Origin of the sequence: Nocardia asteroides (assembly GCF_021183625.1) — a bacterium.
Lineage (GTDB): Bacteria > Actinomycetota > Actinomycetes > Mycobacteriales > Mycobacteriaceae > Nocardia > Nocardia asteroides_A.
This window is the reverse complement of sequence record NZ_CP089214.1, coordinates 5,431,282-5,457,416: the sequence shown is the minus strand read 5'-3', so window position 1 is coordinate 5,457,416 and position 26,135 is coordinate 5,431,282. Positions and strand designations below refer to the sequence as shown.

Below are 26,135 nucleotides of genomic sequence, written 5' to 3'. Positions count from 1 at the left end.
AGCGCGGCGCGACCCTCGTCCTAACTCGGCACCAGGACGCGCAGGGCGGCGGGGACGGCCCGCACGGTGATCGGCAGCTCGCCCGCCGGTTCGCCGTCGGCGGTGGCGGGGGCGCCGGGCGCGGTGAGCGTCACCTCGGTCACCCGGAGCTGGGTGGTGGCCGGGTGGTCGATCCGCCTGCCGGCGGCGAGCGCGGGGAGCAGGCGCAGCATCTCCAGCCGGGAGACCGCGCCGACCACGGTGAGGTCGAGGAGCCCGTCGTCCGGTTCGGCGTCGGGGCAGATCAGCATGCCGCCGCCGTAGGTGCGGGTGTTGCCGATCGCCACCATGACGGCCTCGGTCTCCAGCACGGCGGTGCCGTCGGCGCCGGCCGGGTTGTCCAGGGCGCCGGGGGCGAGCCCGGCCAGCTCCAGCCGGTAGGGCACGCCGAGCCCGCTGCCGAGCTCGGCGAGCGCGGCCACGGTGTAGCGCAGCGAGCCGCGCGGCCTGCGCATGGCATTGGCGCGCAACGTCACCCGCGCGTCGAAGCCGGTGCCCGCGACGGTCACGAACCACTGCTCCCCCGCGGCCCCCTCGATCAGCCCCAGATCGAGCGTGCGGACGTTCCCGGCGAGCAGCAGCTCGACCGCCGCGACCGGGTCGTCCACCGGGATGCCGAGTTCGCGGGCCAGGTCGTTGCCGGTCCCGGCGGGGACGAGCCCGAGCGCGACCCCGGTGTTCGCCAGCGCGGGCAGCAGCACGTTGACCAGCCCGTCGCCGCCGACGCAGACCACCGCGTCCGGCCGCGGCTCCCGGCCGCGCACCGAATCCGTGACCAGCCGAACCGATTCGGCCGCCGTCGCCGCCCGCACCTCGGTGATCTCGGCGCCACGATCGGTGAGCGCGGCCAGCGTGGCGCCTGCGACGCCGTGCCCGCGCCCGGCCCCGGAGTGCGGGTTGGTCACGACGGTGACCCGGCGGATCACGGCAGCAGCTTTCCGGGGTTGAGGATGCCCGCCGGGTCGAGCTCGCGCTTGACCGCGCGCAGCACCCGCACGCCGAGGTCGCCGATCTCCGCGGACATCCAGGCGCGGTGGTCGGTGCCGACGGCGTGGTGGTGGGTGATGGTCCCGCCGTGCCCGGTGATGGCGTCGCCCGCCGCGGTCTTCGCGATCGCCCACTGCTCGGCGGGGTCGTCGAGCTGCTTGGCGACCACGGTGAAGTAGAGCGAGGCGCCGGTCGGGTAGGTGTGCGAGACGTGGCACATGACCAGCGGCGGCGTGCCCTGGCCCTGCAGCGCCGCGGTGAGCGCGGCGGTGACGGCGGCCTTGAGCGCGCTCAGGTTCGACCAGGTGGTTGCGGTCTCCAGGGTCTCGCAGAGCACCCCGACGTCGAGCAGCGCGTCGCGCAGGTAGGGCGCGCCGAAGCGGCCGTGCTCCCAGTCGCGCGCCGGTTGCGGCCCGAGCGGGGTGCCACCCGCTGCCGTCAGCAGGGCGTGCGCCTCGGCGGAGCGGGCGGCGACGTGCGCCGCGCTGCCCTCGACGGTGGTCACGGCGAGGCACCCGGTCACCGCGCCACCGCCGATATCGCCGGAGCGGGCCAGGTTCACCCCGGTCTCGGCCTCGTCGGAGAGCCGGAGCACGGTCGGCGCCGCACCCGCCTGCACCACCGAACGCAGTGCGGCGGCGCCGGTTTCGAAGTCGGGGAAGGACCAGCCCTGGTACTCGACCGCGGCGGGGATCGGATGCACCCGCAGCGTCACCGCGGTGAGCACGCCGAGCGTGCCCTCGGAGCCGAGGAAGAGCGCGCGCAGATCGGGGCCCGCGGCCGAGGCGGGGGCGCGGCCGAGCGTGAGCGTTCCCGCCGGGGTGGCGACGGTGAGCCGCTCCACCATGTCGTCGAAGCGGCCGTACCCGGCCGAGGCCTGCCCGGACGAGCGGGTCGCGGCGAAGCCGCCGATGCTGGCGAACTCGAAGCTCTGCGGGTAGTGGCCGAGCGAGAGGCCGTGCCCGGCCAGCAGCGCCTCCGCCTGCGGGCCGGTGAGCCCGGCGCCGAGGGTCGCGGTGCCCGCGATGGGGTCCACCTCGGTCAGCCCGTCCAGCCTGCGCAGGTCGAGCGCGATGACCGCCGCGCAGTCGCCGCGCAGCGGCTGCACCCCGCCGACCACGCTGGTGCCGCCGCCGAACGGGACGACGGCGATCCGCAGGCCGGCGCAGAAGGCGAGGAGCGCGAGCACCTCGTCGTGGCTGCCGGGGAAGACCACCGCGTCCGGCGCCTCCTGGGTGCCGGTCGCGCGGCGGCGCAGCAGGTCGGGGGTGCTCTTGCCGCCCGCGTGGCGGAGCCGGTCGCGGTGCGCCGTCGACACGTGCTCGGCGCCGGTCACCGCGCCGAGCCCGGCGAGCAGCGCCGCGGGCAGGGCGGGCTCCGGTAGTGGCACGCCGCCCTCATCGCGGCGCGCCACCGGCGCCCCCGAAACCCCGAAAACCTGGGTGACCAGGCTCCGGACCTGCTCCGGGAGCGGCTTGTGCCCGGCGGGGACCCCCCAGGCGTCCCACACCATACCCGGTGCGGACGCCGTCCGGTCGGTCTCGGCCGCGGGGTTCCTCGTCTCCACCATGCGTTACAGTGTGACACGAACTGTCAAGCAGTAAGCCGAGGGGAAACGTGCCGGAACCCGAGACCGTCGACCACGCGATCTTCCGCGCCGCGCGCGACTGCGTGGCCGAGTTCGGGGTGCGGCGCACCACGCTCACCGAGGTGGCGCGGCGGGCCGGGGTGAGCAGGCCGACGGTCTACCGGCGCTGGCCGGACACCGGCTCGCTCATCGCCGAGTTGCTGGTCCGCGAGCTGCGCGAGATCGTCGCGACGAGCATGCCCGCCGACGGCGACGCCAGGGAAAGGCTGGTGACCGGCGTGGTCGGCGGCGCGCGGCTGGTGCGCGCGAACCCGCTGTTCATCAAGATCTTCCGCACCGACACCGACCTCATGCTCACCTACGTCTTCGGCAGGCTCGGCCGCAACCAGCGCGCCCTGATCGAGCTCTTCGCGGCCGCCGTCGCCGACGGCGCGCGGGACGGCTCCATCCGCGCGGGCGAGCCGGAGCGGATGGCGACCATGCTGCTGCTCATCGTGCAGTCCGCGGTCCAGTCGGCGGGCACCGTCGCCGAACTGCTGGACGGCCCCGCGCTCGATGCCGAGCTCACCCGCGCCGTCGACGGTTACCTGCGGCCCGACCGAGAGGAAAACCCATGACCGGCGATTCCGCACTCAACGCCGCCCGGCGCGCCCGCGAGCTGGCCGCGCTCGGCGCCGACCCCGCGGTCGACGTCCTGGTGATCGGCGGCGGGGTGACCGGCGCCGGGGTCGCGCTGGACGCCGCGAGCCGCGGCCTGCGCACGGTGCTCGCCGAGCGCGCCGACCTGGCCTTCGGCACCAGCCGGTGGAGCTCCAAGCTGGTGCACGGCGGGCTGCGGTACCTGGCCTCCGGGCAGATCGGGATCGCGCACGAGAGCGCGGTCGAGCGCGGCATCCTGCTGGAACGCACGGCCCCGCACCTGGTCCGCGCGCTGCCGCAGGTGGTGCCGCTGCTGCCCGGGATCGGCGGCGCGCAGCGCGCCCTGGTCCGGGCCGGTTTCGCCGCGGGCGACGTGCTGCGCCGCGGCGCGGGCACCGGCGCGGCCACGCTGCCCCGCTCGCGCCGGATCGCCGCCGCCGAGACGCTGCGGCTGGCGCCGACCGTGCGCCGCGCCGGGCTGCGCGGCGGGCTGCAGGCGTGGGACGGGCAGCTGGTGGACGACGCCAGGCTGGTGGTCGGGCTGGCGCGCACCGCGGCGGCGCACGGGGCGCTGGTGCTCACCCGGGTCGCGGCCGAGCGCGGCGGCGCGGTGCTGCGCGACACGCTCTCCGGCGAGACGCTGGAGCTGCGGCCCCGGGTGGTGGTGAACGCGGCCGGGGTGTGGGCGGACACCGTCGACCCGAGCATCTCGCTGCGGCCCAGCCGTGGCACGCACCTGGTCTTCGACGACGCGGCGTTCGACGGGCTGCGCGCCGCGCTCACCGTGCCGGTGCCCGGCAGCGTCGGGCGCTTCGTCTTCGCGCTGCCCGCCCCGCACGGCCGGGTCTACCTCGGGCTCACCGACGAGGATGCCCCCGGGCCGGTGCCCGACGTTCCCGAGCCGACCGACGGTGAGGTCGAGTTCCTGCTCGACGTGGTGAACACGGTGCTGCGGGAGCCGCTGTCGCGCGGCGATATCCGCGGCAGCTTCGCGGGGCTGCGCCCGCTGCTGCGCACCGAGGGCGGGGCCACCGCCGACATCTCGCGCAGGCACGCGGTGCTGGTCTCGCCCACCGGCATGGTGACGGTGGTCGGCGGCAAGCTGACCACCTACCGCCGGATGGCGGAGGACGCCGTCGACACCGCGGTGCGGACCGCCGGGCTGACCGCCGGTCCGTGCCGGACTCGCGACCTCCCGCTGGTCGGCGCCGTCTCCGGCGCGGCGCGGGACCGGCTCGTCGCGCCGCAGCCGCTGTTGGAGCGGTACGGCGCCGAGGCGCCGCTGGTCGCCGGGGCGGGCTCGGCCGAGCCGATCGCACCGGGGAGCGACGTCACGCACGCCGAATTCGCCTTCGGCATCGGCCACGAGGGCGCGCTCGCCCCCGACGACCTGCTCGACCGGCGCAGCCGGGTGGGGCTCGTCGCCGCCGACCGGGAGGCGGCGCTGCCAGCCGCCGAGGCGGCGTTCGGCTGAGCGACTGCGCGCCGCGCGCCATCGGCCGCGTACCGCGCCCGCCCGGCGATGCGGCGCACGACCGCGCCCGCCCGGCGGTGGGGTACACGGGTGGCTCAGTTAGCCGGTCAGGGGCCGCCAGTCGGCGAGTTCGGCGCGCATGCAGGCGCGCGGCCAGTGGTCGAGGCCGTGCGCGGCCTCGGCGGCGCGCAGGGCGCGCAACCCGGGCGTCTCCTCCTCCGGCGCGAGGAAGCGGAAACCGAGCCGCCGGTAGTACGGGCCGTTCCACGGCACCTCGACGAAGGTGGTCAGGGTGAGCGCGGTCAGGCCGCGCGACAGTGCCCACGCGGCGGCGTGGTCGAGCAGCCTGCGGCCGATGCGGCTGCCGCGCAGCGCCGGGTCGACCGAGACCTGGTCCACGTGCGCGGCGCCGTCCACCAGGTCGAGGACCAGGTAGCCGGCTGGGCCGTCCGCGTCCCAGACCCAGGCCCGCCCGGCCCGGACGTACTCGCCGAGCACCTCCAGCGCGGGCGGGTCGTCCTCGGCCACCGCGTGCATGCCGAGCGCCGCGAAGGGCGCCCCCGCGGCTTTTTCGAGCTCCTGCAGGATCGGCAGGTCGGCGGGGACGGCGGGGCGGATCACGGGAGGCACCCTAACCGCGCGGCCAGGTCCGGCGCTGCCCTTTTCGCCCCGGTGCGGACAACCGCTGCGGTGCCCTTCGCCACCCGCCGACCGGGCTCGGGGGCGGGCGCCCGCCTCTATGCTGGCTGGGGATGTCCCGGGAAGGAGGGCGCGGATGCGCAGTGAAACGTCCACCGTCGGGATCGTTCCCGGCGCGGGGCTCGTCGCCCGCTTCGGCGGGGTCGTCGTCTTCCTCGCGAGCGCGAACGCCGCCACCGACCGGATTCTCGGCGCGGTGCGCGCGGCCGCCGAGGGCGAGCGGCCCGGGCCCGCTATCGCACAGCGGCTCGCCGCTGTGGTCTTCGCCGGGAGCGCGGAGCCGCCGCCGTTCGGCGTGGTCGCGCCGACTCCGGACGGCACGCTGCTCCTGCTCCGCGGGCCGGTGAGCGCGCAGCTGCACGGCGCGGAGGGGGTGCGCACGCTCTCCGGTGAGCGCGCCTTCACCTGGGTCGACGAGATCGTCCGGGAGCCGGTGCGCACCGTCTCGGTCGGCCCGGACGAGGCGTTCCCGCTCACCGTCGCCGCGCACAGCGACCTGCGCGAAGGTGTGGTGCCCGGCGGTGGTTTCGTGCTGCGCGCGGCGCTGCGCAGGGTCGGTGGGCGCAAGGCCGCCACCCGGCGCGCCCCGAAGCCCGCCGCTGGGCAGGCGGAGTCGCCCCCGACCCAGGCGTCCGGCTTCGTCGCCACCCCCGAGCCCACCGGCGCCGGCCCCGCTGTCTCCGCGGGTCCGGCAACCGCCGCGGAAGCCGCCCTGCCCGGCATGGCCGCGCCCGCCGAGCCCGGCCCGACCGTCCGGGTCGGCAAGGGCAGGCAGAAAGCAGCGGGCAACCGTCCCGCGACCGGTCACACAGCAGCGTCGTCGCCCGCCACCGGCCACGCAGCCGCGGGAAATCCGTCCGCAACCGGCTACGCAGGCGCGGGAAATCCGTCCGCCACCCAGTACTCCGGCGCCGACGCCGCGCCCGCGACCGGCCACGCGAGACCCGCCCCCGCGACCGGCCACTCCGCCGCCGGGTCCCCCGCCGCGACGGGCCACGCCGTGGCAGCCACCGGCCACGCTCCCGCCGGATCACCGGCAACCGGCCATGCCGCCGGATCACCGGCAGCCGCGGGGACCCCGACGGGTCACGGCCCCGCCGGAACGCCCTACGCCACCGGCCACTCCCCGGCCGGAACATCGGCGGCGAGCGCCCACTCCCCGGCGGGCACACCCCTGCCCACCGGCCACACCTTCCCGGACGGCGCCGACGCCGACCCCACCGCCAAGGCCCCTCCCCGACCCGACCCGCCGCGCCCCCTGGCCTGGTCCCAGGTACCGGACGGCCCACACACCTTCGCCCCGCACACCGGCAGCGCACCCCCGTCCGCCCGCATGTTCCCCCCGCGCCAGGGCGAGGCCCCCGGCCGGGACGCCAAGGGCCGGGTGGCGCTGCGCAAGGCGACGGGAAGCGGAACCAGGGTGCTGCCGGTGGTGACGGACCCGGAGAGCGGCGCGCTCGGCGCCCTGCTCGTCGACGGCACCGCCTACCCGCTGGACCGCCCGTACGTCATCGGCCGTGGCCCGCAGGCCGATGACGCCGTCAAGGCCGCCGTCGCCGCGCCGCTGGTACTCCCGCGCGACCGGCACGTCTCCCGGGTGCACGCCTACGTCGACATCGACAACGGCAATGTCTTCGTCCGCGACGCCGGGACCGGCGCGGGCACCTTCGTCGCGGCGCCCGGCACCGACGAGTGGGCGCGCATCGGCACCGACCGCACCGAACTCCCGCCGGGGGCCCGGGTGCGGATCAGTGACCGGGTCCTCACCTACCTCCCCGACCAACCGCACTGACACATCCCACGATTTGGCGGATAGTGTCGGGTATGCATCGCAACAGCCCGCGGACCGACATCGACGAAGCCGCGCTCGAGGTCAGCGCGCCGAAGCAGCAGGCGGCCGGGGTCACGGCGGTGGCGGTGGCGCTGAAGCGCTCGGTCGAGGAGATGGGCGTCGTCCGCACCGCCCGCACCCTGACCAGGCTGAACCAGGTGCACGGCTTCGACTGCCCCGGCTGCGCCTGGCCGGAGCCATCCGGCCACCGGCGCCCCGCCGAGTTCTGCGAGAACGGCGCGAAGGCGGTGGCCGAGGAGGCCACGCTGCGCACCGTCGACCCGGCGTTCTTCGCCGAGCACTCGATCACCGACCTGGCGGGCAGGTCGGGGTACTGGCTCGGCCGGCAGGGCCGGATCACGCACCCGATGGTGCTGCGCGAGGGCGACACCCACTACCGCCCGATCGCCTGGGACGAGGCATATCGCCTGGTCGCCGCAGCCCTGCGCGCCCTCGACTCCCCCGACGAGGCGGTCTTCTACACCTCCGGCCGCACCGCCAACGAGACCGCCTTCCTCTACCAGGCCCTGGTCCGCGCCTACGGCACCAACAACCTGCCGGACTGCTCGAACATGTGCCACGAGTCCTCCGGCACCGCGCTCACCCGCTCGATCGGCATCGGCAAGGGCTCGGTCTCGATCGACGACTTCCCGAAGGCCGACCTGATCATCGTGGCCGGGCAGAACCCGGGCACCAACCACCCGCGCATGCTCAGCGCGCTGAGCGAGGCCAAGCAGGCGGGCACGACCGTGGTCGCGGTGAACCCGCTGCCGGAGGCCGGGCTGCTCGCCTTCCGCGACCCGCAGACCCCGCGCGGCCTGACCACCGGCGTCGAGATCGCCGACGACTTCCTGCAGATCCGGCTCGGCGGCGACATGGCGCTCTTCCGCGGCCTGGCCCGGCTGCTCTTCGAGGCCGAGGACCGCGCGCCGGGCACCGTGATCGACCGCGAGTTCATCGAGCACCACACCGCGGGCTTCGCCGAGTACGAGCGGCAGGCCCGCGCGGCCGACCTCGCCGAGGTCGAGCAGGCCACCGGGCTGACCCGCGCGCAGCTGGAGCGCACCGCGCAGCGGCTGGCCGAGTCGCGCGGCACCATCATCTGCTGGGCCATGGGGCTGACCCAGCAGGCGCACGGCGTCGCCACCATCGAGGAGGCCACCAACCTGCTGCTGCTGCGCGGCATGATCGGCAAGCCGGGCGCCGGGGTCTGCCCGGTGCGCGGCCACTCGAACGTGCAGGGCGATCGCACCATGGGCATCTGGGAGCGGATGCCGGAGCCGTTCCTCGCCGCGCTCGACCGCGAGCTCGGCATCACCAGCCCGCGCACGCACGGCTTCGACACCGTCGACGCCATCCGGGCCATGCGCGACGGCCACGCGAAGTTCTTCATGGCGATGGGCGGCAACTTCGCCTCCGCCTCGCCGGACACCGAGGTCACCGAGGCCGCGCTGCGCTCCTGCGAGCTGACCGTGCAGGTCTCCACCAAGCTCAACCGCAGCCACGTGGTGCACGGCCGGACCGCGCTGATCCTGCCCACCCTCGGCCGCACCGACGCCGACGTGCAGGGCGGCGAGCGGCAGCAGGTGTCGGTGGAGGACTCCATGTCGATGGTGCACCTGAGCACCGGGCGGCTGCGGCCGGTGAGCGGAGAGCTGCGCAGCGAGGTCGCGATCGTCTGCGAGCTGGCGGCGGAGCTCTTCGGCCCGGAGCACCCGGTGCCGTGGGGCGAGTTCCGCCGCGACTACGACCGGATCAGGGACGCCATCGCCCGGGTCGTCCCCGGCTGCGCCGACTACAACGCCAAGGTGCGCTCGCGCAACGGTTTCCAGCTGCCGCACCCGCCGCGCGACGCGCGCGAATTCCACACCGGCACCGGCAGGGCGAACTTCGGGGTCAACGATCTGACCTGGCTCCCGGTGCCGCAGGGGCGGCTGATCCTGCAGTCGCTGCGCAGCCACGACCAGTACAACACCACCATCTACGGCCTGGACGACCGCTACCGCGGCGTGCGCAACGCGCGCCGGGTGGTGCTGGTGCACCCGGACGACATCGCCGAGCTGCGCCTGGAGCCGGAGCAGCTGGTCGACCTGGTCTCCGAGTTCACCGACGGCGTCGAGCGCCGGGTGGTCGCCTTCCGGGTGGTGCCCTACCCGACCCCGCGCGGCAACGCCGCGGCCTACTACCCCGAGACCAACCCGCTGGTCCCGCTCGACCACGTGGCGGCCGGCTCGAACACCCCGGTCTCCAAGGCGGTCGTGATCCGGATCGAGCCGCACGTGCACGTCGGTGCCCCCGCGTGAGCCGGGTGACCGCGCGCCGCCGGATGCGCCGCATCACCCCGGCCGGGCAGATCACCAGGCCGGATTCGCTCGCGGTCGAGGAGCCGCTGGAGATCCGGGTGAACGGGCAGTCGCTCACCGTCACCATGCGCACGCCGGGCAGCGATATCGACCTGGTGCACGGCTTCCTGCTGGCCGAGAAGGTCATCGCGACCGGCGACGACGTGGTGAGCGCGCGGTACTGCGCGGGCACCGACGACCAGGGCCGCAACACCTACAACGTGCTGGACGTGCAGCTGCGGCACGCGGCGGCGATCCCCGCCCGCAAGGTGCTCACCACCGGCGCCTGCGGGCTCTGCGGCCGCACCGCGCTGGACCAGGTGCGCACCGGCACCGCGTACCCGCTGACCGGCGACGGCCCGGTGGTCCCGCCGGAGGTGCTGGCCGGGCTGCCGGACGCGCTGCGCGCCGAGCAGTCGGTCTTCGACGCCACCGGCGGGCTGCACGCCGCCGGGCTCTTCACCCCGGCGGGCGAGGTGGTCTGCGTGCGCGAGGACATCGGCAGGCACAACGCGGTGGACAAGGTGGTCGGCTGGGCGCTGCGCGAAGGCCGGGTGCCGCTGCACGACCTGCTGCTCGTGGTGAGCGGCCGCGCCTCCTTCGAGCTGGTGCAGAAGGCGGTGCTGGCCGGGATCCCGCTGCTGGCCGCGGTCTCCGCCCCGAGCTCGCTCGCCGTCGACCTGGCCGTGGAGTCCGGCCTCACCCTCGTCGGCTTCCTGCGCGGCGAGACCATGAACATCTACGCGGGCGAGCACCGCGTGGTTCCCGCCGACGCACCGCGGCCGGAGCCGCACGCCGCGCCCCGCTGACCCACGCTCGCGCAGCTCGGCGCCCTCCGAGACGCATCGCGAACTTCCACCACCGGCGGGGAGCTCCGCAAGTCGCTCGCCCCGGCCGCGCACCGGCGAGACCCGCTTCTCAGAACCCGGCCCACGCGCCGCGCGCGGTGATGTGCTCCAGCGCCTTCACCACGGCCGGGGCGCAGCGGTGCGCGTCCTCCGGCCCGAACCATGCCATTTCCGCGATCTCCGCCGCCGGGGCTGGCGTGCCGTGCCCCGGCGCGGTGAAGCAGTGCATCTCGACCAGGGTCCCCGGAAGCCCGTGGGCAGGCGCGGTGATCGTCACCACGGGCGTGATCCCGTGCGGTTCCAGGTCGACGCCGACCTCCTCGCGCACTTCGCGTACCAGTGCGCGGGCCAGGGTCTCCCCCGGCTCCGGCTTGCCGCCCGGCAGGTAGAAGGCGTCCCTGCCTTCGGTCCGGACGGCCAGCAGCTTGCGCTCCCGCAGGCAGAGCCAGGCCACGGAGGTGAGCGTCGATTCCCCGGTCATACCTGGAAAATGTAGTGCGTCAGGGAGCGAGCGCGTCGAGCAGCGCGGCCCGCTGCCGCGCACCGAGGCCACCGATCCGGCGGTCCTCGGGGATGTCGGCCTGGTCGAGCAGCTTCGCGGCCTTGACCGGGCCGACCCCGGGCAGTGCCTTGATGACGGCGGCCACCTTCGTCTTCTTCACCAGCTCGTCCGAGTCCGCCTTCTTCAGGAGATCGGCGACGCTCACCTTGCCGGACTTCACCTTGCCGATCAGCTCCGAGCGTGCCTTCCGAACCGCCGCCGCCTTGGCCAGCGCTTCCGAGCGTTGTTCGGCGGTCATCGTGGGCAGTGCCATTTCTCCTCCGCTTTCACTCGTCACATCGAACATCTGAATCAACCGGACCGATTAGACAGCACCGGATCGGCGCCGAACGGCCGACACACCGGAAAAACGCCGTGCGAACGCGATGAATCCCGCCGTCATAGCCCGTCTGCACCGATATGAGGTAACGCACTCTCCCGGCAATCCGACATTCGGGTAGGGCATCGGAACACCGGGTTCAACGGCGAACCCGAGGGAATCGACGACGCTTCCCACTCCTGTTCCGGACCGAGCCGGCCGCGCACACTGCTACCCCGCGAACTAGAACACGTTTCATTTTTCGCTCGGAAACAGAGGTTGGCATGGCACAGCAGATCCGCGACGTGGTGCTCAGGTACGTCGAACTGGTCGGGTCCGGTTCGACCGCGGATATCGTGGCGCTCTACGCCGAAGACGCCGTGATCGAGGATCCGGTCGGCACCGAGCCGAAGAAGGGCCACGCCGAGATCGCCGCGTTCTACGACGTCATCACCGGCCTGGAGCGCTCGACCGAGCTCGCCGAAGGCACCGTGCGCGCGGTCGAGGGGCACGCCGCCTTCCAGTTCACGCTGACCACGAAGTTCGGCGACCAGAGCTTCGTGGTCTCGCCGATCGATGTCATGGAGTTCGACGCCGACGGCCGGATCACGCACATGCGGGCCTACTGGGGCCAGGACGACATGAAGGTCGAGGGGTAGGGCGGAATCCCGCTAGCCGGTCCGCGCCGCGAGCGCGGCCGCGGCCGCCAGGTCAGGGACCACGCGCACCGGCGGCTCCACCGGGGCCACCGCGAGCAGCCGTTCGACCCCGGGCGCGCAGGCCACCAGGCAGAGCGCGCGCCCGGACTCGGCGAGCTCGGCGCGGATGTCGAGCAGCGCGCGCAGCCCGGCGCTGCCGAAGAAGGTGACCTTGGAGAGATCCACCGCGACCAGCGGGGCGGGCAGATCCAGCGCGGTGCCGAGCCTGCGGGCGAAGATCTCGGCCGTGTAGCCGTCCACAGCGCCCGCGACGGCGCAGAGCGTCAGGGCGGCGCCCGGGTGGGTGACCGCGACGCGGAGCCGGTCCGCGGGGCTGCCGCGCTTGGCGGCGGGGGCAGGCGGCGCGGTGGGCTGAGAGGGTGGGGCGAGAACGATCATGAGGACCTCGGTCCTGTGCGTTCGCGTCGACCGGGGTCGGCGGGGATGAGCGCCCCGGGATCAGCGCCTCGAAAGGAATGCCTCGGAACTGGGCTGGTGTATCTCAACCTTCCCTACCGAGTACCCGCTGTGCGACCTCGCTACACCAGAAGTTTTCGCCTGCCCCGGGCGAGCTGCTCGCCCGGGGAGCGCGAGACTGCTACGCCGACTTCTCGCGGCGCTCGCTGCGCTGCTGCTTGCGCGGCACGATGGTCGGCAGCACGTTGTCGTTCACCGTGTCCGCCGTGACGACCACCTTGGCGACGTCGTCGCGGCTGGGGATGTCGTACATCGCGGGCTGGAGGACCTCCTCCATGATCGCCCGCAGGCCGCGGGCGCCGGTGCCGCGCAGGATGGCCTGGTCGGCCACCGCCTCCAGCGCGTCATCGGTGAACTCCAGGTCGACGCCGTCCATCTCGAAGAGCCGGACGTACTGCTTGACCAGCGCGTTCTTCGGCTCGGAGAGGATCTTGACCAGGGATTCCTTGTCCAGGTTGGTCACCGAGGCGACGACCGGGAGCCGGCCGATGAACTCGGGGATGAGCCCGAACTTGATCAGATCCTCCGGCATCACCTCGCCGAACTGGTCGGCGGTGTCGATCTCGGCCTTGGAGCGCACCTCGGAGCCGAAGCCGATGCCGCGGTGCCCGGTGCGGTCGGAGATGATCTTCTCCAGCCCGGCGAACGCCCCCGCGACGATGAACAGCACGTTGGTGGTGTCGATCTGGATGAACTCCTGGTGCGGGTGCTTGCGCCCGCCCTGCGGCGGCACGCTCGCCTGGGTGCCCTCCAGGATCTTCAGCAGCGCCTGCTGCACGCCCTCGCCGGAGACGTCGCGGGTGATCGACGGGTTCTCGCTCTTGCGGGCGATCTTGTCGACCTCGTCGATGTAGATGATGCCGGTCTCGGCGCGCTTGACGTCGTAGTCGGCGGCCTGGATCAGCTTGAGCAGGATGTTCTCGACGTCCTCGCCGACGTAGCCCGCCTCGGTGAGCGCGGTGGCGTCCGCGATCGCGAAGGGGACGTTGAGCATCTTGGCCAGCGTCTGCGCCAGGTAGGTCTTGCCGCAGCCGGTGGGGCCGAGCATCAGGATGTTCGACTTGGCCAGCTCGACCGTCTCACCCCGGCTGTCCCGGCTCTTGTCGCCCGCCTGGATTCGCTTGTAGTGGTTGTAGACGGCGACGGCGAGGGTGCGCTTCGCGGTGTCCTGCCCGATCACGTAGTTCTCCAGGAAATCCCGGATCTCCTGCGGCTTGGGCAGCTCGTCCAGCTTCACCTCGCTCGACTCGGCGAGCTCCTCCTCGATGATCTCGTTGCAGAGATCGATGCACTCGTCGCAGATGTACACCCCTGGTCCCGCAATGAGCTTCTTGACCTGCTTCTGGCTCTTTCCGCAGAAAGAGCACTTGAGCAGATCGCCGCCATCACCGATGCGCGCCATCTCGTGGGTCCCTACTTCCTTGTCCGCGTGCAACCGTTGTTCCCGGCTGCCAGCTGTCCGCCGTTCGTCCGCACCGCGGCGACGTCCGTCCGCGCTGCGGCCCCGCCGCCGTCGCGACACGCTCGGTGCCGAGGCGAACACTCGTCGTCACGACGGTCGATCCACCGGTGTGGCGGGCGGGGCGGCGATGTCGACAGCCAGGCTGTCAACCGGGAGCCGAGGTCCCTGTTGTCGACCGTACCCAACATCTGCGACGCAGGTCGACAACTCGGGCATGTTTCTCGCCCGGCGTGTGCGTGTTCTCACCGGAGACCGGCACCGCGCACCGCGCCGATACCCTCGCGGCCGGGCCCGTCACAGCGACGGGTCCGGCCGCGAGGGCGGTGTTCACTTCTGTGCGCTCAGTTTCCGGTAGTCGAAAACCGTGTCGATGATCCCGTACTCCTTGGCCGCGTCGGCGGTCAGGATCTTGTCGCGATCGGTGTCCTTGCGGATGGTGTCCGCGTCCTTGCCGGTGTGCCTGGCGAGGGTGGTCTCCATCAGCCTGCGCATCCGCTCGATCTCGGCGGCCTGGATCTCCAGGTCGGAGACCTGGCCCTGGATGCCACCCTCCAGCGACGGCTGGTGGATCAGCACGCGGGCGTTCGGCAGGCAGGCGCGCTTGCCCGGGGTGCCCGCGGCGAGCAGCACGGCGGCGGCCGAGGCGGCCTGGCCGAGGCAGACCGTGGCGACGTCGGCGCGCACGTACTGCATGGTGTCGTAGATGGCCATCAGCGAGGTGAAGGAGCCACCGGGCGAGTTGATGTACATCGTGATGTCACGGTCCGGGTCGAGCGACTCCAGCACCAGCAGCTGCGCCATGACGTCGTTGGCCGAGGCGTCGTCCACCTGCACGCCGAGGAAGATGATGCGCTCCTCGAAGAGCTTGTTGTAGGGGTTCGACTCCTTGACGCCGAAGCTGGAGTGCTCGATGAAGGACGGCAGGATGTAGCGCGACTGCGCACCCTGCGGAGCGACGCCGGAGAGGCCGGCGCGCGGATCGGTCGGGTTGACCATGTTCGTCTCCAAAGTCTGTGCGGCAGCCGGACGTCCGGGTCCGGGCGGGGTCTGTCTCGGCGCGGTGCTCAGGCGCCTGCGCCGTTGGCCTGGTTCGCGTGGCTGACCACGTGGTCGACGAAGCCGTACTCCAGCGCCTCTTTCGCGGTGAACCAGCGGTCGCGGTCGGCGTCGGCGGCGACCTGCTCCACCGACTTGCCGGTGTGCTGCGCCTGCAGCTCGTTCAGCTCCCGCTTGGTGTGCGCGAACTGCTCGGCCATGATCGCGATGTCGGCCGCCGAGCCGCCGATGCCCGCCGACGGCTGGTGCATCATGATCCGCGCGTGCGGCAGCGCGTAGCGCTTGCCCTTGGTGCCCGCGGTGAGCAGGAACTGCCCCATGGAGGCGGCCAGCCCCATGCCGACGGTGCGGATGTCGCACTCGGCGAACTGCATGGTGTCGTAGATCGCCATGCCCGCGGTGACCGAGCCGCCGGGCGAGTTGATGTACAGCGCGATGTCGCGGGTCGGATCCTCCGCCGTCAGCAGCAGGATCTGGGCGCACAGCTTGTTGGCGATATCGTCGTCGACCTGCGTGCCGAGGAAGATGATGCGCTCGCGCAGCAGCCGCTCGTACACGGAATCACTGAGGTTCAGTCCAGCAGTTGCGGATGTCATGCGCACCCCCGCCTGATTGTTTTCCACGAATACCTGCCCTCTCTCACCGGCTCGTCGCTGATGCGCCACACAGCCATCGCTTCACTGTCACAAACATTAACGAAGCAGGGCGGCACCGAACTCCCGGTGCCGCCCCTCTTCGCTCACAGCGCAATCACACCGCACACCCGGCGGCGCGCTGCTCGCGGCATTCGCGTCACTCCGCCTTCGCGGTGGCGGTCGCGGTTTCGGTCTCGTCGGCGTCGGCGTCGGCGGCCTCGACCACGTCGGTCTCGACCTCCTCGACCTCCCCGCCCTCCGGCTCGCCGAAGAGCTCGCCGGTGTCGACCGCGTTGCCGTCGGAGTCGGTCACGGTGACCTGGCCGACCACGCCCGCCAGCGCCTTGCCGCGGCGCACGTCGGCGAAGACCGCGCCGAGCTGGCCCGCCTGCTGCACCTGCTGGATGAACTGCTCCGGCGCCATGCCGTAGCGCTGCGCCTGGAACAGGATCCGCTCGGTGAGCTCGTCCTGGCCGACCTGGGTGTTGTCCTTCTCCGCGATGGCGTCGAGCAGCAGCTGGGTCCGCACCGACTTCTCGGCCGCCTCGCGCGTGTCCTTGTCGAACTCCTCGCGGCTGCTGCCCTGCGCCTCCAGCGACTCGGCGAACTTGGCCTCGTCGTGGTCGAAGCCGTGCACGGCGTCGTGCACCAGCGCGTCGACCTCGGCCTGCACGACGGCGTCCGGCAGCGGCACATCGACCTGCTCCAGCAGCGCCTCGAGCACCTTGTCCCTGATCTCGCCGGCCTGCTGCACCTTCTTGACCCGCTCGACCCGGGTGCGCAGGTCGTCCTTCAGCTCGTCCAGGGTGTCGAATTCACTGGCCAGCTGGGCGAATTCGTCGTCCGCCTCGGGCAGCTCGCGCTCCTTGACCGACTGCAGCGTGACGGTGACGACGGCGTCCTGCTCGGCGTGCTCGCCCGCCACCAGCTTGGTGGTGAACTCCTTGGACTCGCCGGCCGAGAGGCCGATCAGCGCCTCGTCCAGCCCCTCGATGAGCTGGCCGGAGCCGACCTCGTGCGAGAGCCCGGTGGTGGCCGCCTCCGGCACCTCCTCGCCGTTCACGGTGGCGGAGAGATCGATGGAGACGAAGTCGCCCTCCTGCACGGCCCGCTCGACCCCGCTCAGGGTGCCGAAGCGCTGGCGCAGCGACTGCAGCTGCTCGTCGATGTCGTCGTCATCGATGGTGAAGGCGTCGACGGTGACCGAGAGCGAGCTGTAGTCGGGCAGCACGACCTCGGGGCGGATGTCTACCTCGGCCGAGAAGGCCAGCTCCTGGCCGTCCTCGATCTTGGTGATCTCGATCTCCGGCTGGCCGATGACCTTCACCTCGGCCGTGGTGACGGCCTCGCTGTAGCGCGCGGGCAGCGCGTCGTTGACGACCTGCTCCAGGATCGCGCCGCGGCCGAGGCGGGCCTCGAGCAGCCGGGCGGGCGCCTTGCCCGGGCGGAAGCCGGGGATCCGGACCTGCTTGGCCAGCGCCTTGTAGGCCCGGTCGAAGTCCGGCTTCAGCTCCTCGAAGGGCACCTCGACATTGATCCGGACCCGGGTCGGGCTCAATTGCTCGACGGTGCTCTTCACGGACATGCTCCTTGTTCGTCGTTCGGTGTCGGCATTTCGCGTACCTCACCCGCCGGGCCGCGCCGCGCGGGGCAGCCGCTCCCCCGCCGCCGGGCGCGAGCGAACTCCCCGGCCCTCGACCGTGGCGATCCCGCGCTCGCCGGACAGCGCTGGTGCGGCGTCAGGCATCCCGACAAGGGTAGTGGACCACTCGCGCGGCCCCGCATCCGGCGGGTGGTCGCGGGCTCAGCCGCCGATCTGCACGGCGTCGGTCACGAAGACCAGGGTCTCGTTCGGCGCGATCCCGCGGCCGCCCTGACCGTAGCCGAGATCCGGCGGCACGATCAGCAACCGGCGGGCACCCTGCTGCACCCCGACCAGCCCGGTGTCCCAGCCCTCGATCACCTGACCGGCGCCGAGGGTGAGCGGGAAGGTCTCGTTGCGGTCGAAGGAGCTGTCCAGCTTCTTCTTGTTCGACCAGGTCACCAGCGAGTAGTTCATGGTGAGCTGCTGGCCGGGCTGCGCGCCGGGGCCGGAGCCCGGCACCAGGTCCTTGGTGATCAGCTGCTTGGGCGGGTCGCAGTCGTCCGGCAGCGTGATGACCGGCGCGGTGCCGAAGCCGCCGTCGACGCCGATGTCGTCGGCGGTGCACTCGCGGCCCTTCGGCGCGGGCGCCGCCGCGGCGGAGCTCGCGGCCCGCGCGGTGGTCGTCGTCGCGGTGGCGGTGCTCGAATCGTCCGAGCCGCATGCGACGAGCCCGCTCGCCGCCGCGGCGACGGCGCCGATCCCGATGATCCTGCGCAGAGTTCGCATGCGGCGGACCCTATCTTCCGGCGCGCCGCCGCGGGGCCACCGGGCTAGGCTCGACAACGGATTGGCGCCCCCGGCGAGGGGTAGCTCGGACACCGGGACCGACGGCGCGGTCGGGGCCCGCCCATCGATCCACACCCGCGAACCCGGTCCGGCGCGACCAGCGCCCCCGGCCTCGCACCCGCACGGGAGGAGCCCGCGGATGACGCGGCTGGCCAGCGCCGGAGGCGACACCTCGGCGGACAACACCGACAGCGGCGACGGCGCCACGATCGCGCCGCGCCCCTACGACCTCGGCCCGGCCCCCGGCCCGCTGGACCGCGCCGAACTCACCGCGCTGGACGCCTGGTGGCGCGCGGCCAACTACCTCTCGGTCGGGCAGATCTACCTGATGGCCAACCCGCTGCTGCGCGAGCCGCTCGCGGCCGGGCACATCAAGCCGCGGCTGCTCGGCCACTTCGGCACCGTGCCCGGGCTGAACCTGGTCTGGACGCACGCCAACCGGGCCATCCGGCAGCGCGATCTCAGCGCGGTCTTCGTCGCCGGCCCCGGCCACGGCGGCCCCGGCCCGAACGCCTGCGCCTGGCTGGAGGGCACCTACTCGGAGCTGTACGGCCACATCCCGCGCGACAGCGAGGGCATGGCGGCCTTCTTCGCCCAGTTCTCCTTCCCCGGCGGAGTGCCGAGCCACTGCGCCCCGGAGACGCCGGGCTCGTTCCACGAGGGCGGTGAGCTCGGCTATTCGCTGCTGCACGCCTTCGGCGCCGCGCTGGACAACCCGGACCTCACGGTGTTCTGCGTGGTCGGCGACGGCGAGGCGGAGACCGGGCCGCTGGCCGCGAGCTGGCACTCGGCCAAGTTCCTCAACCCGGCGCGGGACGGTGCTGTGCTGCCGATCCTGGCGCTGAACGAGTACAAGATCGCCAACCCCACGCTGCTGGCCCGGATCCCCGAGGACGAGCTGCGCTCGCTCTTCCGCGGCTACGGCTACGAGCCGGTGATCGTGGCGGGCGACGACCCGGCCGAGGTGCACCAGGCGCTCGCGGCCGCGGTGGACGGCGCGCTGGACCGGATCGCCGAGATCCAGCGCGCCGCCCGCGCAGGCGGCGACGGCGCCCGCCCGATCTGGCCGCTCATCGTGCTGCGCACCCCCAAGGGCTGGACCTGCCCGCCGGTGGTCGACGGCGACCGGGTCGAGGGCACCTTCCGCGCGCACCAGGTGCCGCTGCCCAACGCCCGCGGCGACGACGAGCACCGCGCCGTGCTGGAGCAGTGGCTGCGCTCCTACCGGCCGGAGGAGCTGTTCGGCGAGTCGGGCGCACCGATCGCGGAGCTGGACGCGCTGAACCCGTCCGGCGCGCGCCGGATGAGCGCCAACCCGGTGGCCAACGGTGGCGCGTTGCTGCGCGACCTGCGGCTGCCGGACTGGCGCGAATACGGCGTCGAGGTGCCCGCACCCGGCGCGGCCGAGCACGAGGCCACCCGGGTGCTCGGCGGCTGGCTGCGCGACGTCACCGCGGCCAACCCGGACAACTTCCTCACCTTCGCCCCGGACGAGCTGGCCAGCAACCGGCTGCAGGACATCCTCGAGGTGACCGGCCGGAACTGGCAGGCCGAGATCGGCGAGTTCGATGTCGGGCTCGACCGCCGCGGCCGGGTGATCGAGGTGCTCTCCGAGCACCTCTGCCAGGGGCTGCTGGAGGGGTACCTGCTCACCGGCAGGCACGGCGTCTTCACCTGCTACGAGGCCTTCATCCACATCGTCGACGCCATGTTCAACCAGCACGCCAAGTGGCTGGACGCCAGCGCGGCGGTGCCGTGGCGGCGACCGGTGCCGAGCCTGAACTACCTGCTCTCCTCGCACGTCTGGCGGCAGGACCACAACGGCTTCACGCACCAGGACCCCGGATTCCTGGACGTGGTGCTGAACAAGAAGCCGGAGATCGTCCGGGTGTACCTGCCGCCGGACGGCAACACCCTGCTCGCCACCTACGACCACTGCCTGCGCTCCAGGCACCTGGTGAACGTGGTGGTGGCAGGCAAACAGCCCGCGCCGGACTGGCTCACCGTGGACGAGGCGGCGGCGCACTGCGCGCGCGGCGCGGGCATCTGGGAGTGGGCAGGCAACGGCGACACCGCGGGCAGCAGCCCCGACGTCGTGCTCGCCTGCGCGGGCGACGTGCCGACGCTGGAGACGCTCGCCGCGGCCGCCATCCTGCGCGAGCACCTGCCCGACCTGCGGGTCCGGGTGGTGAACGTGGTCGACCTGATGCGGCTGCTGCCCCGCGAGGAGCACCCGCACGGGCTCCCGGACCGCGAGTTCGACACGCTCTTCACCCGCGACCGCCCGGTCATCTTCGCCTTCCACGGGTATCCCTGGCTGATCCACCGGCTCACCTACCGGCGCGCCAACCACAGCGGGCTGCACGTGCGCGGATACAAGGAGGAGGGCACCACCACCACGCCGTTCGACATGGTGATGCTCAACGACCTGGACCGGTACCACCTGGTCACCGATGTCATCGACCGGGTGCCGGAGCTGCGCGAGCGCGCGGCCGGGCTGCGGCAGGAGATGGTGGACGCGCGGTTCCGGGCGCGGGCGTGGACGCGCGAGCACGGTGCGGATATTCCGTGCGTGGCGGAGTGGAGCTGGCCGGAGGTCAGTCTTTAGGACCATATAGACCGACCGGTCCGCCTAGGGTGTCCGACATGAGTTCGGTACTGCGAACCGGGGGCTTGTGATGTGCGCGCCCCGGATCGTCCGGTTCGCGCACGACATGGCGCGGGGAAATCGCCGCTCCACGGCGGGGAGCGCCCGCGCGGCTGCGTCCGGTTCGCCCGACAGCGCCGACGCGGGTCCGGGGGTGAGTTCGCCCGAGGGCACCCGCGCGGCCGCGGAAGCCGAGGGTGACAGCACGGCCGCGCCGGATGGCGTTCGCCCCGGTGGGGAGGCGCCGCGCGCCGGGGTGCCGCGCAGGCGCGCGCTGCTCGGAGCGGGGCTGGCCGCCTTCGGCGCGGCTACCGCGGCCGCCGCCGGACCGGCCGCCGCCGGGTCCGGCGGGGTGCTCGACCTGACGCACCCGCTCGGCCCGAATCTCCTCGTCTGGCCTGGCAACCCGCCGTTCGTCAGCACACCGGTGGCGACCTACGAGCGCGGCGGCTTCGCTCAGAACACCATCACCTACTGGGAGCACACCGGCACGCACGTGGACGCCCCGCTGCACCGCGTCCCCGGCGGCGGCAGCGTCGACCTGATCGCCCCGGCGGACCTGGTGGCCCCGCTGGTGGTGCTCGACATCCGCCCCCGCGTGGCCGGTGACCCCGACGCCGCGGTGACCGTCGCCGACATCGACGCCTGGCGCGCCGCGCACGGCGACATCCCCGAGCGCGCCTTCGTCGCCGCGCTCACCGGCTGGGAATCGCGGCTGGGCGAGCCGGGCGCCTTCCTCAACCTGGACGCCACCGGCACCCAGCGCACCCCCGGCTGGACGCCGGAGGCCGCCGCCCACCTGATCACCGAGTGCGGCGTCGTCGGCTTCGGCATCGACACGCTCAGCCTGGACCGCGGGGCGGCCGGGGACAGCCCGGCGCACACCGCGATCCTGGGCAGCGGCCGCTACGGCGTCGAGATGCTGGCCAACCTGGCAGCGGCACCCGGCGCGGGCGCGACGGTGGTGGTCGGCGCGCCGAAACACATCGGCGGCACCGGCGGTCCCTGCCGGGTACTCGCGCTCACCTGACTGAAAGCACGTCAGCCGCGGTTGCGGGAGCGCGGAATCACGACCAGTCCGGCCGCCCGATCGAGAGCGCGTGCTGGAACGCCCCGGCCGGGTCGTACCGCTGCTTGACCTCGAGCAGCCTCGCGTAGTTGCCGCCGTAGTACAGCGCGTGCCACGGCACCCCCGAGCTGTTCCAGCGCGGGTCGGCGAGGTCCGGATCGGGGTAGTTGATGTAGCTGCCCCCGTGCGCCTCGCCCGGCACCGGCACCCCGCCGGACCCCGCGTACACGTCGCGGTACGTCTCCCGCGCCCAGCCGAGGAACCGCTCGTCGTCACCGGGCGACCGCCACGCCGCGTGGATGAGCATCTTCATCATGGTGTCCCGAGCCGGGAAGGCCGTCGCCTCCGGCGCGACGGCATTGATCGCCCCGCCGAACGGCAGGAACTCCAGCTGCGATTCGCCGACCACCCCGGGGTCGGTGACGTGCCGGTGCAGCGCCCGCAGCTGCTCGGTGTCGTACGCCTTGCGCAGGTACGCCGCCTTCACCTTGACCCGCGGGTACGCCGCGCCCTTCGGGTAGTACACCCTCGAGACGGTGTCCGCGTACGAGCTGCGCTCGATCGGCTGCACCACCGCCCCCGGCGTCACCCCCGCGGTGATCGCCGCGACGAACTCGTCCACCCTGGCCCGCGCGTCCGGCGCGTCGGCGTCGAAGAAGATCAGCACCTCGGCGCTGGCGACCACGTCGGTGCGGAAGTTGAGCGGCGCGTAGAGCCCGGCGAAGGGGTCGCCGGGGGCGCTGTGCTGCTCGTGGAAGGCCAGGTAGTTGCCGAGGAACCGGACGAACGACTCCTCGGTGGTGACCGGGAGCAGCAGCCTGCCGTGCAGCATGCCGCCGGGCGAGCGGGGCAGCGCGCGGGCCGGGTCGCTGCCGTCGGCGTCCGGCGAGCGGAAGAGGTAGCGGGTCACGATGCCGAAATTGCCGCCGCCACCGCCGGTGTGCGCCCACCAGAGGTCGCTGTGCGGGCCGTCCCTGGTGGCAAGGACGAGGCTCGCGGTGCCGTCCGCGTTCGCGGTGACCACCTCGACGCCGTACAGGTGGTCGGCGACCAGCCCGCGGCTGCGCGAGAGCGGGCCGTACCCGCCGCCGCAGGCGTGCCCGCCGATCCCGACAGCGAGGCAGATGCCGGCGGGCAGCGTGACGTTCCACGGGTGCAGCGCCTGGTAGACCGCGCTGAGTTCGGCGCCGGGGCCGACCGAGAAGGCACCGTGCCCCGCGTCCCAGCCGATGCCGGCGAGCTTGCTCAGATCGATGAGCGAGCGGGTGCGGTCGTTGTCGACGAAATCGTCGAAGCAGTGCCCGCCGGAGCGGACGCCGAGGGTGAGCCCCTCGCCGAGCGAGCGCTCCACCGCGAGCCGCACCTGCTCCGCGTCGCCGGGCAGGAAGATCTTCGACGGCCGCGCCGTGAACCGGCGGTTGTAGCCGCGCATGGTGAGCGGCAGGTAGCGCGGGTCGCCAGCGCCGAGCACCTCCGGCTCCGCCGCCGCCGCGACCGGCATGCCGACCGTCGTCGCCACTCCCCCGAGCGCCACCGCACCCAGGAACCGTCGACGGGTTACCGCCATTTTCTCCCCTGTCATCGCTGTCGGCCGAACCACGCGACACGCTAACCCACTGGCGGGGTTACGGTCCGGCATCGGCGCCGACACGGGGGCGATTCAGGCCAGCGGAATGCGCACCAGCGGGATACCGGTCGGCAGCGCGGAGCCGTGTGCCGGTTCGACGGTCACCGCGAGCGCGTCATCGGCCCCGGTGCGCAGCACCACGTTCGACCCCGGCGTGGGCGCGTGCTCCATCACCCCCACCGAGCGCGGCGTGCCGTCCGCGGCGAGCAGCCACATCTGGTAGCAGTGCCCGGCGGGCGGCTCCGGCAGCGCCGCGAAGGAGACGGTGGCGGCGCCGAGCCGCGCCGACGAGGTGACCGTGAGGGTGCCGCCGGCGGGCAGTTCGGCGGCCCGGCCCCTGACGTCGGGCTGGCCGAGCACGGTGTCCGCGCGCAGCGCCGCCGGCGGGGTGGATTCCTGCTGCCGCAGCAGGATCGCGGCGCCGAGCCCGGCCAGCACGGCCAGCGCGGCGGCCGCCGCGATCGGGAGGAATGTCGAGGTGCCGAGCCGTTGCGCCCCGGTCGGGCGGTGCGGGGTCGCGGCCCCGAGCCGCCGCCGAGAGTCGGCACGGCATCGCCGCTTCGCGACGTCGCCCACCGCGGCCACGCGCAGTTCGCTCGCCGCGGCTACGCGGAGTTCGCTCGCCGACGTGCCTGCGGCATCGGTCGCGGTGCGCACGGCACCGCTCATCGCCGCATCGATGGCGCGCAGCACCGCGTGCTCCACATGGGCGGGTGGCCGCCGCGCATCGAGCGCGCTGACCGCCGCCATGGCCTCGTGCACCCCGTGCACCAGCGCGGTGAACTCGGCGGCGGTCGCCGCATCGGCGGCGCGCAGCCGGTCATCGATGTGCCTGCGCTCGATCTCGGCGACCGCGTCCAGCGCGTACGGGTACGCCAGGTCGAGGAGGTCCGGCCGGGCCGGCTCCGGGTCGCTCATCGAAGCTCCAGTCGTCCAGCGCCTGCACGGCAGGGAAGCACGGGCCGATCCGACCCGTGCTTCCCGGTGTTCGCCTGATCAGGCAGGCGGCATGAGCACGGTGTCGATCAGGTAGACCGTGGCGTTCGCGGTCTTGACGCCGCCACAGATCACCCCGGCGTCGTTCACCTTCAGGTTGTCGGGGGTGCCGGTGACGGTCAGCGTCTGCCCCTCGACCGTGGTGTGCGTGCCCGCGATGGCGTCCGGCGCGACCTGGGTCGGCACCACGTGGTAGGTGAGGATCTTGGTCAGCGTCGCCGAGTCGGTCTTCAGCGACTCGATGGTGGCCGGGTCGATCTTGGCGAAGGCCGAGTCGACCGGCGCGAACACGGTGAACTGCCCGCCGTTCAGCGTGTCCACCAGGTTCACCTGCGGGTTCAGCTGCCCGGAGACCGCCTGCGTCAGCGTCTTGAGCAGCGGGTTGTTCGAGGCGGCGGTGGCGACCGGGTCCTGCGCCATCCCCGACACCGAGCCCGCGCCGCTCGGCACCTGCGCGGCGTACTCCGCGCAGCCCGGGCCGACCGGGTTCGCGCCGGCGTTCATCGCACCCGTCGTGGTCGTCATGGCCGAGGAGGAGCGCGCCGACGTCGACGTCGAGGACGCCGAATCCGAGGAGTCGTCCGAGCAGGCCGACATCCCCAGCACCGCGGCCGTCAGCATCGACGCGACCAGTACTGTTCGTTGCTTCGTTCGGATCATCGTCATCCACATCTTCCGGGACGGCCCACGCACCGAGCCGTACTTTGATTGATGCACTGAGTTCGCGCTACTGCGACGGATGGATGGGTTTTTCCCGAGATTCCCGGCGATTCCTCGTTAATCGATGCACAGTCGACGCATAACCGCGCAACCCTCCCCCATCGAATTCGGGGCGGGAGCCCGCTTGGATCGGCACCGGCCCGATGCTCGCCCGCGGGCGGGCGGTATCGAGAGTTCGATGGATACCGGGCGCGCGGCGCGCCGCACACGATGTGGGTTCGGGACCGCATCGGGAGGACGTCAATGGGACCAGAGATCGTCGTCGGCCTGCTGATCGCCTGGGCGGCGGGCAGGGACCGGCGGCTGGCCCCGTCCGGGTTCACCGGCGAGGCTCTCGATCGCGCGATGGACCGGGTGCACGCCGTCGTCGTCGCCCGGCTCGGCGGCAGCGAGACGGTCGAGCGGCTCCTGGTCGAGGCGGGGACCGAGCGCGGCGCCGTCACCGGCCGCACCAGGGCCGACGCCGTCCGCACCATCGCCGACACCATCCGCGCCGACCCCGCCTTCGCCGCCGCCCTGCGCGCCGCCGCGGGCAGTCCCGCCCCCCTCCCCGCCCCTGGACTCCGCACCAGGCTCCTGGTTCAGGCCCGCACCCGCCCCGCCGTCGCCGCCGCGCTCGTCGCCACCGCGATCGTCCTCGTCGCCGGAGTCATCGGCCTGATCAGCGGCAGCGATCTCCCCACCACCGAATCCGCTCCGCCGAGTTCCACCGCCACCGGCCCCGCCGGCACCGGCAAAGCGGGCCCCGACGCCCTCATCGGCACCTGGACCCCCTCCGACGGCACCGCCCCCAAGATCTTCACCACCAACGGCGGCACCTGCACCGGCTTCGGCACCGCCGCCGATTGCACCCTCGCCATCGCCCCCGATCCCGCCGGGCGCTACGCGCTGGTGGTCCGGCAGTCCGCGGACAGTTCGCACTACGGAGTCGAGTTCGTCGCCGCCGACCACCTGGTGGTCTACGACGCGGGCGGATCGCGGTTGTACGAGTTGAACCGCGTCTGATCCCG

At 73.1% G+C, this 26,135-nt stretch carries 25 protein-coding genes; 10 read left to right on the top strand and 15 right to left on the bottom strand.

Annotated features, from left to right (window positions below; genetic code table 11):
* Nucleotides 1-20: 20 nt before the first annotated feature.
* Both LTT61_RS25185 and LTT61_RS25180 read right to left on the bottom strand, forming a co-directional pair.
* Nucleotides 21-965, bottom strand: a complete 945-nt coding sequence (locus LTT61_RS25185; RefSeq protein ID WP_233016509.1) for a YegS/Rv2252/BmrU family lipid kinase — start codon at nucleotides 963-965, stop codon at nucleotides 21-23.
* Nucleotides 962-2,596 (bottom strand): FAD-binding oxidoreductase, encoded by a 1,635-nt coding sequence (locus LTT61_RS25180; protein ID WP_233016508.1) that lies wholly within the window; start codon nucleotides 2,594-2,596, stop codon nucleotides 962-964. Before LTT61_RS25180 ends, LTT61_RS25185 begins: the two co-directional genes overlap by 4 nt.
* 47 nt (nucleotides 2,597-2,643) lie before the next feature.
* Between LTT61_RS25180 and LTT61_RS25175 the strand changes: the two genes are divergently transcribed.
* A complete protein-coding gene (locus LTT61_RS25175; protein ID WP_233016507.1) occupies nucleotides 2,644-3,231 on the top strand; it encodes a TetR/AcrR family transcriptional regulator in 588 nt (195 codons plus the stop codon).
* The gene (locus LTT61_RS25170; protein WP_233016506.1) at nucleotides 3,228-4,727 is read left to right on the top strand and encodes a glycerol-3-phosphate dehydrogenase/oxidase; all 1,500 of its coding nucleotides are present in this window, start codon (nucleotides 3,228-3,230) and stop codon (nucleotides 4,725-4,727) included. The genes LTT61_RS25175 and LTT61_RS25170 overlap by 4 nt, the downstream gene beginning before the upstream one ends.
* A gap of 99 nt (nucleotides 4,728-4,826) precedes the next feature.
* Here the strand turns inward: LTT61_RS25170 and LTT61_RS25165 are convergent, their stop codons facing one another.
* Nucleotides 4,827-5,348, bottom strand: a complete 522-nt coding sequence (locus LTT61_RS25165; RefSeq protein WP_233016505.1) for a GNAT family N-acetyltransferase — start codon at nucleotides 5,346-5,348, stop codon at nucleotides 4,827-4,829.
* Between the two features lie 154 nt (nucleotides 5,349-5,502).
* Here LTT61_RS25165 and LTT61_RS32735 point away from each other — a divergent pair, with 154 nt between their 5' ends.
* The 3 genes from LTT61_RS32735 to fdhD are packed head-to-tail and all read left to right on the top strand — an operon-like array spanning nucleotide 5,503 to nucleotide 10,408.
* Complete coding sequence (locus LTT61_RS32735) at nucleotides 5,503-7,218, top strand: FHA domain-containing protein (protein ID WP_269821798.1); 1,716 nt, start codon at nucleotides 5,503-5,505, stop codon at nucleotides 7,216-7,218.
* 32 nt (nucleotides 7,219-7,250) lie between these two features.
* Nucleotides 7,251-9,560 (top strand): FdhF/YdeP family oxidoreductase, encoded by a 2,310-nt coding sequence (locus tag LTT61_RS25155; RefSeq protein ID WP_233016504.1) that lies wholly within the window; start codon nucleotides 7,251-7,253, stop codon nucleotides 9,558-9,560.
* Complete coding sequence (fdhD, locus tag LTT61_RS25150) at nucleotides 9,557-10,408, top strand: formate dehydrogenase accessory sulfurtransferase FdhD (RefSeq protein WP_233016503.1); 852 nt, start codon at nucleotides 9,557-9,559, stop codon at nucleotides 10,406-10,408. Before LTT61_RS25155 ends, fdhD begins: the two co-directional genes overlap by 4 nt.
* Nucleotides 10,409-10,517: 109 nt before the next feature.
* On the opposite strand, the gene LTT61_RS25145 is transcribed toward fdhD, so the two are convergent.
* Nucleotides 10,518-10,928, bottom strand: coding sequence for an NUDIX hydrolase (locus LTT61_RS25145; RefSeq protein ID WP_233016502.1), 411 nt, complete (start codon nucleotides 10,926-10,928; stop codon nucleotides 10,518-10,520).
* A gap of 19 nt (nucleotides 10,929-10,947) precedes the next feature.
* On the bottom strand, nucleotides 10,948-11,262 hold the full coding sequence (mihF, locus tag LTT61_RS25140) for an integration host factor, actinobacterial type (RefSeq protein ID WP_067654521.1): 315 nt from the start codon (nucleotides 11,260-11,262) through the stop codon (nucleotides 10,948-10,950).
* 329 nt (nucleotides 11,263-11,591) lie between these two features.
* On the opposite strand from mihF, the gene LTT61_RS25135 reads away from it, so the two are divergent.
* Nucleotides 11,592-11,966 (top strand): nuclear transport factor 2 family protein, encoded by a 375-nt coding sequence (locus LTT61_RS25135; RefSeq protein ID WP_233016501.1) that lies wholly within the window; start codon nucleotides 11,592-11,594, stop codon nucleotides 11,964-11,966.
* 12 nt (nucleotides 11,967-11,978) lie between these two features.
* Here LTT61_RS25135 and LTT61_RS25130 read toward each other — a convergent pair whose 3' ends face one another.
* The 7 genes from LTT61_RS25130 to LTT61_RS25105 form a co-directional block, all read right to left on the bottom strand.
* Nucleotides 11,979-12,404 (bottom strand): STAS domain-containing protein, encoded by a 426-nt coding sequence (locus tag LTT61_RS25130; protein ID WP_233016500.1) that lies wholly within the window; start codon nucleotides 12,402-12,404, stop codon nucleotides 11,979-11,981.
* Between the two features lie 199 nt (nucleotides 12,405-12,603).
* On the bottom strand, nucleotides 12,604-13,884 hold the full coding sequence (clpX, locus tag LTT61_RS25125) for an ATP-dependent Clp protease ATP-binding subunit ClpX (protein ID WP_233016499.1): 1,281 nt from the start codon (nucleotides 13,882-13,884) through the stop codon (nucleotides 12,604-12,606).
* 387 nt (nucleotides 13,885-14,271) lie between these two features.
* On the bottom strand, nucleotides 14,272-14,940 hold the full coding sequence (locus LTT61_RS25120) for an ATP-dependent Clp protease proteolytic subunit (protein ID WP_233016498.1): 669 nt from the start codon (nucleotides 14,938-14,940) through the stop codon (nucleotides 14,272-14,274).
* A 68-nt stretch (nucleotides 14,941-15,008) separates the two neighbouring features.
* On the bottom strand, nucleotides 15,009-15,596 hold the full coding sequence (locus LTT61_RS25115) for an ATP-dependent Clp protease proteolytic subunit (RefSeq protein WP_233016497.1): 588 nt from the start codon (nucleotides 15,594-15,596) through the stop codon (nucleotides 15,009-15,011).
* Nucleotides 15,597-15,792: 196 nt separating this feature from the next.
* Nucleotides 15,793-17,214: a trigger factor gene (gene tig, locus LTT61_RS25110; RefSeq protein ID WP_420094691.1), complete on the bottom strand. Its 1,422-nt coding sequence runs from the start codon at nucleotides 17,212-17,214 to the stop codon at nucleotides 15,793-15,795.
* Between the two features lie 45 nt (nucleotides 17,215-17,259).
* On the bottom strand, nucleotides 17,260-17,382 hold the full coding sequence (locus LTT61_RS32730; RefSeq protein WP_269821797.1) for a hypothetical protein: 123 nt from the start codon (nucleotides 17,380-17,382) through the stop codon (nucleotides 17,260-17,262).
* 57 nt (nucleotides 17,383-17,439) lie between these two features.
* Nucleotides 17,440-18,006 (bottom strand): FKBP-type peptidyl-prolyl cis-trans isomerase, encoded by a 567-nt coding sequence (locus LTT61_RS25105; protein WP_233016495.1) that lies wholly within the window; start codon nucleotides 18,004-18,006, stop codon nucleotides 17,440-17,442.
* Nucleotides 18,007-18,205: 199 nt separating this feature from the next.
* Here LTT61_RS25105 and LTT61_RS25100 point away from each other — a divergent pair, with 199 nt between their 5' ends.
* Nucleotides 18,206-20,674, top strand: coding sequence for a phosphoketolase (locus LTT61_RS25100; protein ID WP_233016494.1), 2,469 nt, complete (start codon nucleotides 18,206-18,208; stop codon nucleotides 20,672-20,674).
* Between the two features lie 193 nt (nucleotides 20,675-20,867).
* A complete protein-coding gene (locus tag LTT61_RS25095; protein ID WP_233016493.1) occupies nucleotides 20,868-21,743 on the top strand; it encodes a cyclase family protein in 876 nt (291 codons plus the stop codon).
* Nucleotides 21,744-21,780: 37 nt separating this feature from the next.
* On the opposite strand, the gene LTT61_RS25090 is transcribed toward LTT61_RS25095, so the two are convergent.
* The 3 genes from LTT61_RS25090 to LTT61_RS25080 all read right to left on the bottom strand — a co-directional run bounded on the left by LTT61_RS25090 (nucleotide 21,781) and on the right by LTT61_RS25080 (nucleotide 25,002).
* Nucleotides 21,781-23,349: an FAD-binding oxidoreductase gene (locus tag LTT61_RS25090; RefSeq protein ID WP_233016492.1), complete on the bottom strand. Its 1,569-nt coding sequence runs from the start codon at nucleotides 23,347-23,349 to the stop codon at nucleotides 21,781-21,783.
* 93 nt (nucleotides 23,350-23,442) lie between these two features.
* Nucleotides 23,443-24,327, bottom strand: a complete 885-nt coding sequence (locus tag LTT61_RS25085; protein ID WP_233016491.1) for an anti-sigma factor — start codon at nucleotides 24,325-24,327, stop codon at nucleotides 23,443-23,445.
* A 78-nt stretch (nucleotides 24,328-24,405) separates the two neighbouring features.
* On the bottom strand, nucleotides 24,406-25,002 hold the full coding sequence (locus LTT61_RS25080) for a fasciclin domain-containing protein (protein ID WP_233021180.1): 597 nt from the start codon (nucleotides 25,000-25,002) through the stop codon (nucleotides 24,406-24,408).
* Between LTT61_RS25080 and LTT61_RS25075 the strand changes: the two genes are divergently transcribed.
* The gene (locus LTT61_RS25075) at nucleotides 24,929-25,117 is read left to right on the top strand and encodes a hypothetical protein (RefSeq protein ID WP_233021328.1); all 189 of its coding nucleotides are present in this window, start codon (nucleotides 24,929-24,931) and stop codon (nucleotides 25,115-25,117) included. The two genes, LTT61_RS25080 and LTT61_RS25075, sit on opposite strands and share 74 nt — an antisense overlap.
* A gap of 251 nt (nucleotides 25,118-25,368) precedes the next feature.
* Nucleotides 25,369-26,130, top strand: a complete 762-nt coding sequence (locus tag LTT61_RS25070) for a hypothetical protein (RefSeq protein WP_233016490.1) — start codon at nucleotides 25,369-25,371, stop codon at nucleotides 26,128-26,130.
* Nucleotides 26,131-26,135 lie beyond the last annotated feature (5 nt).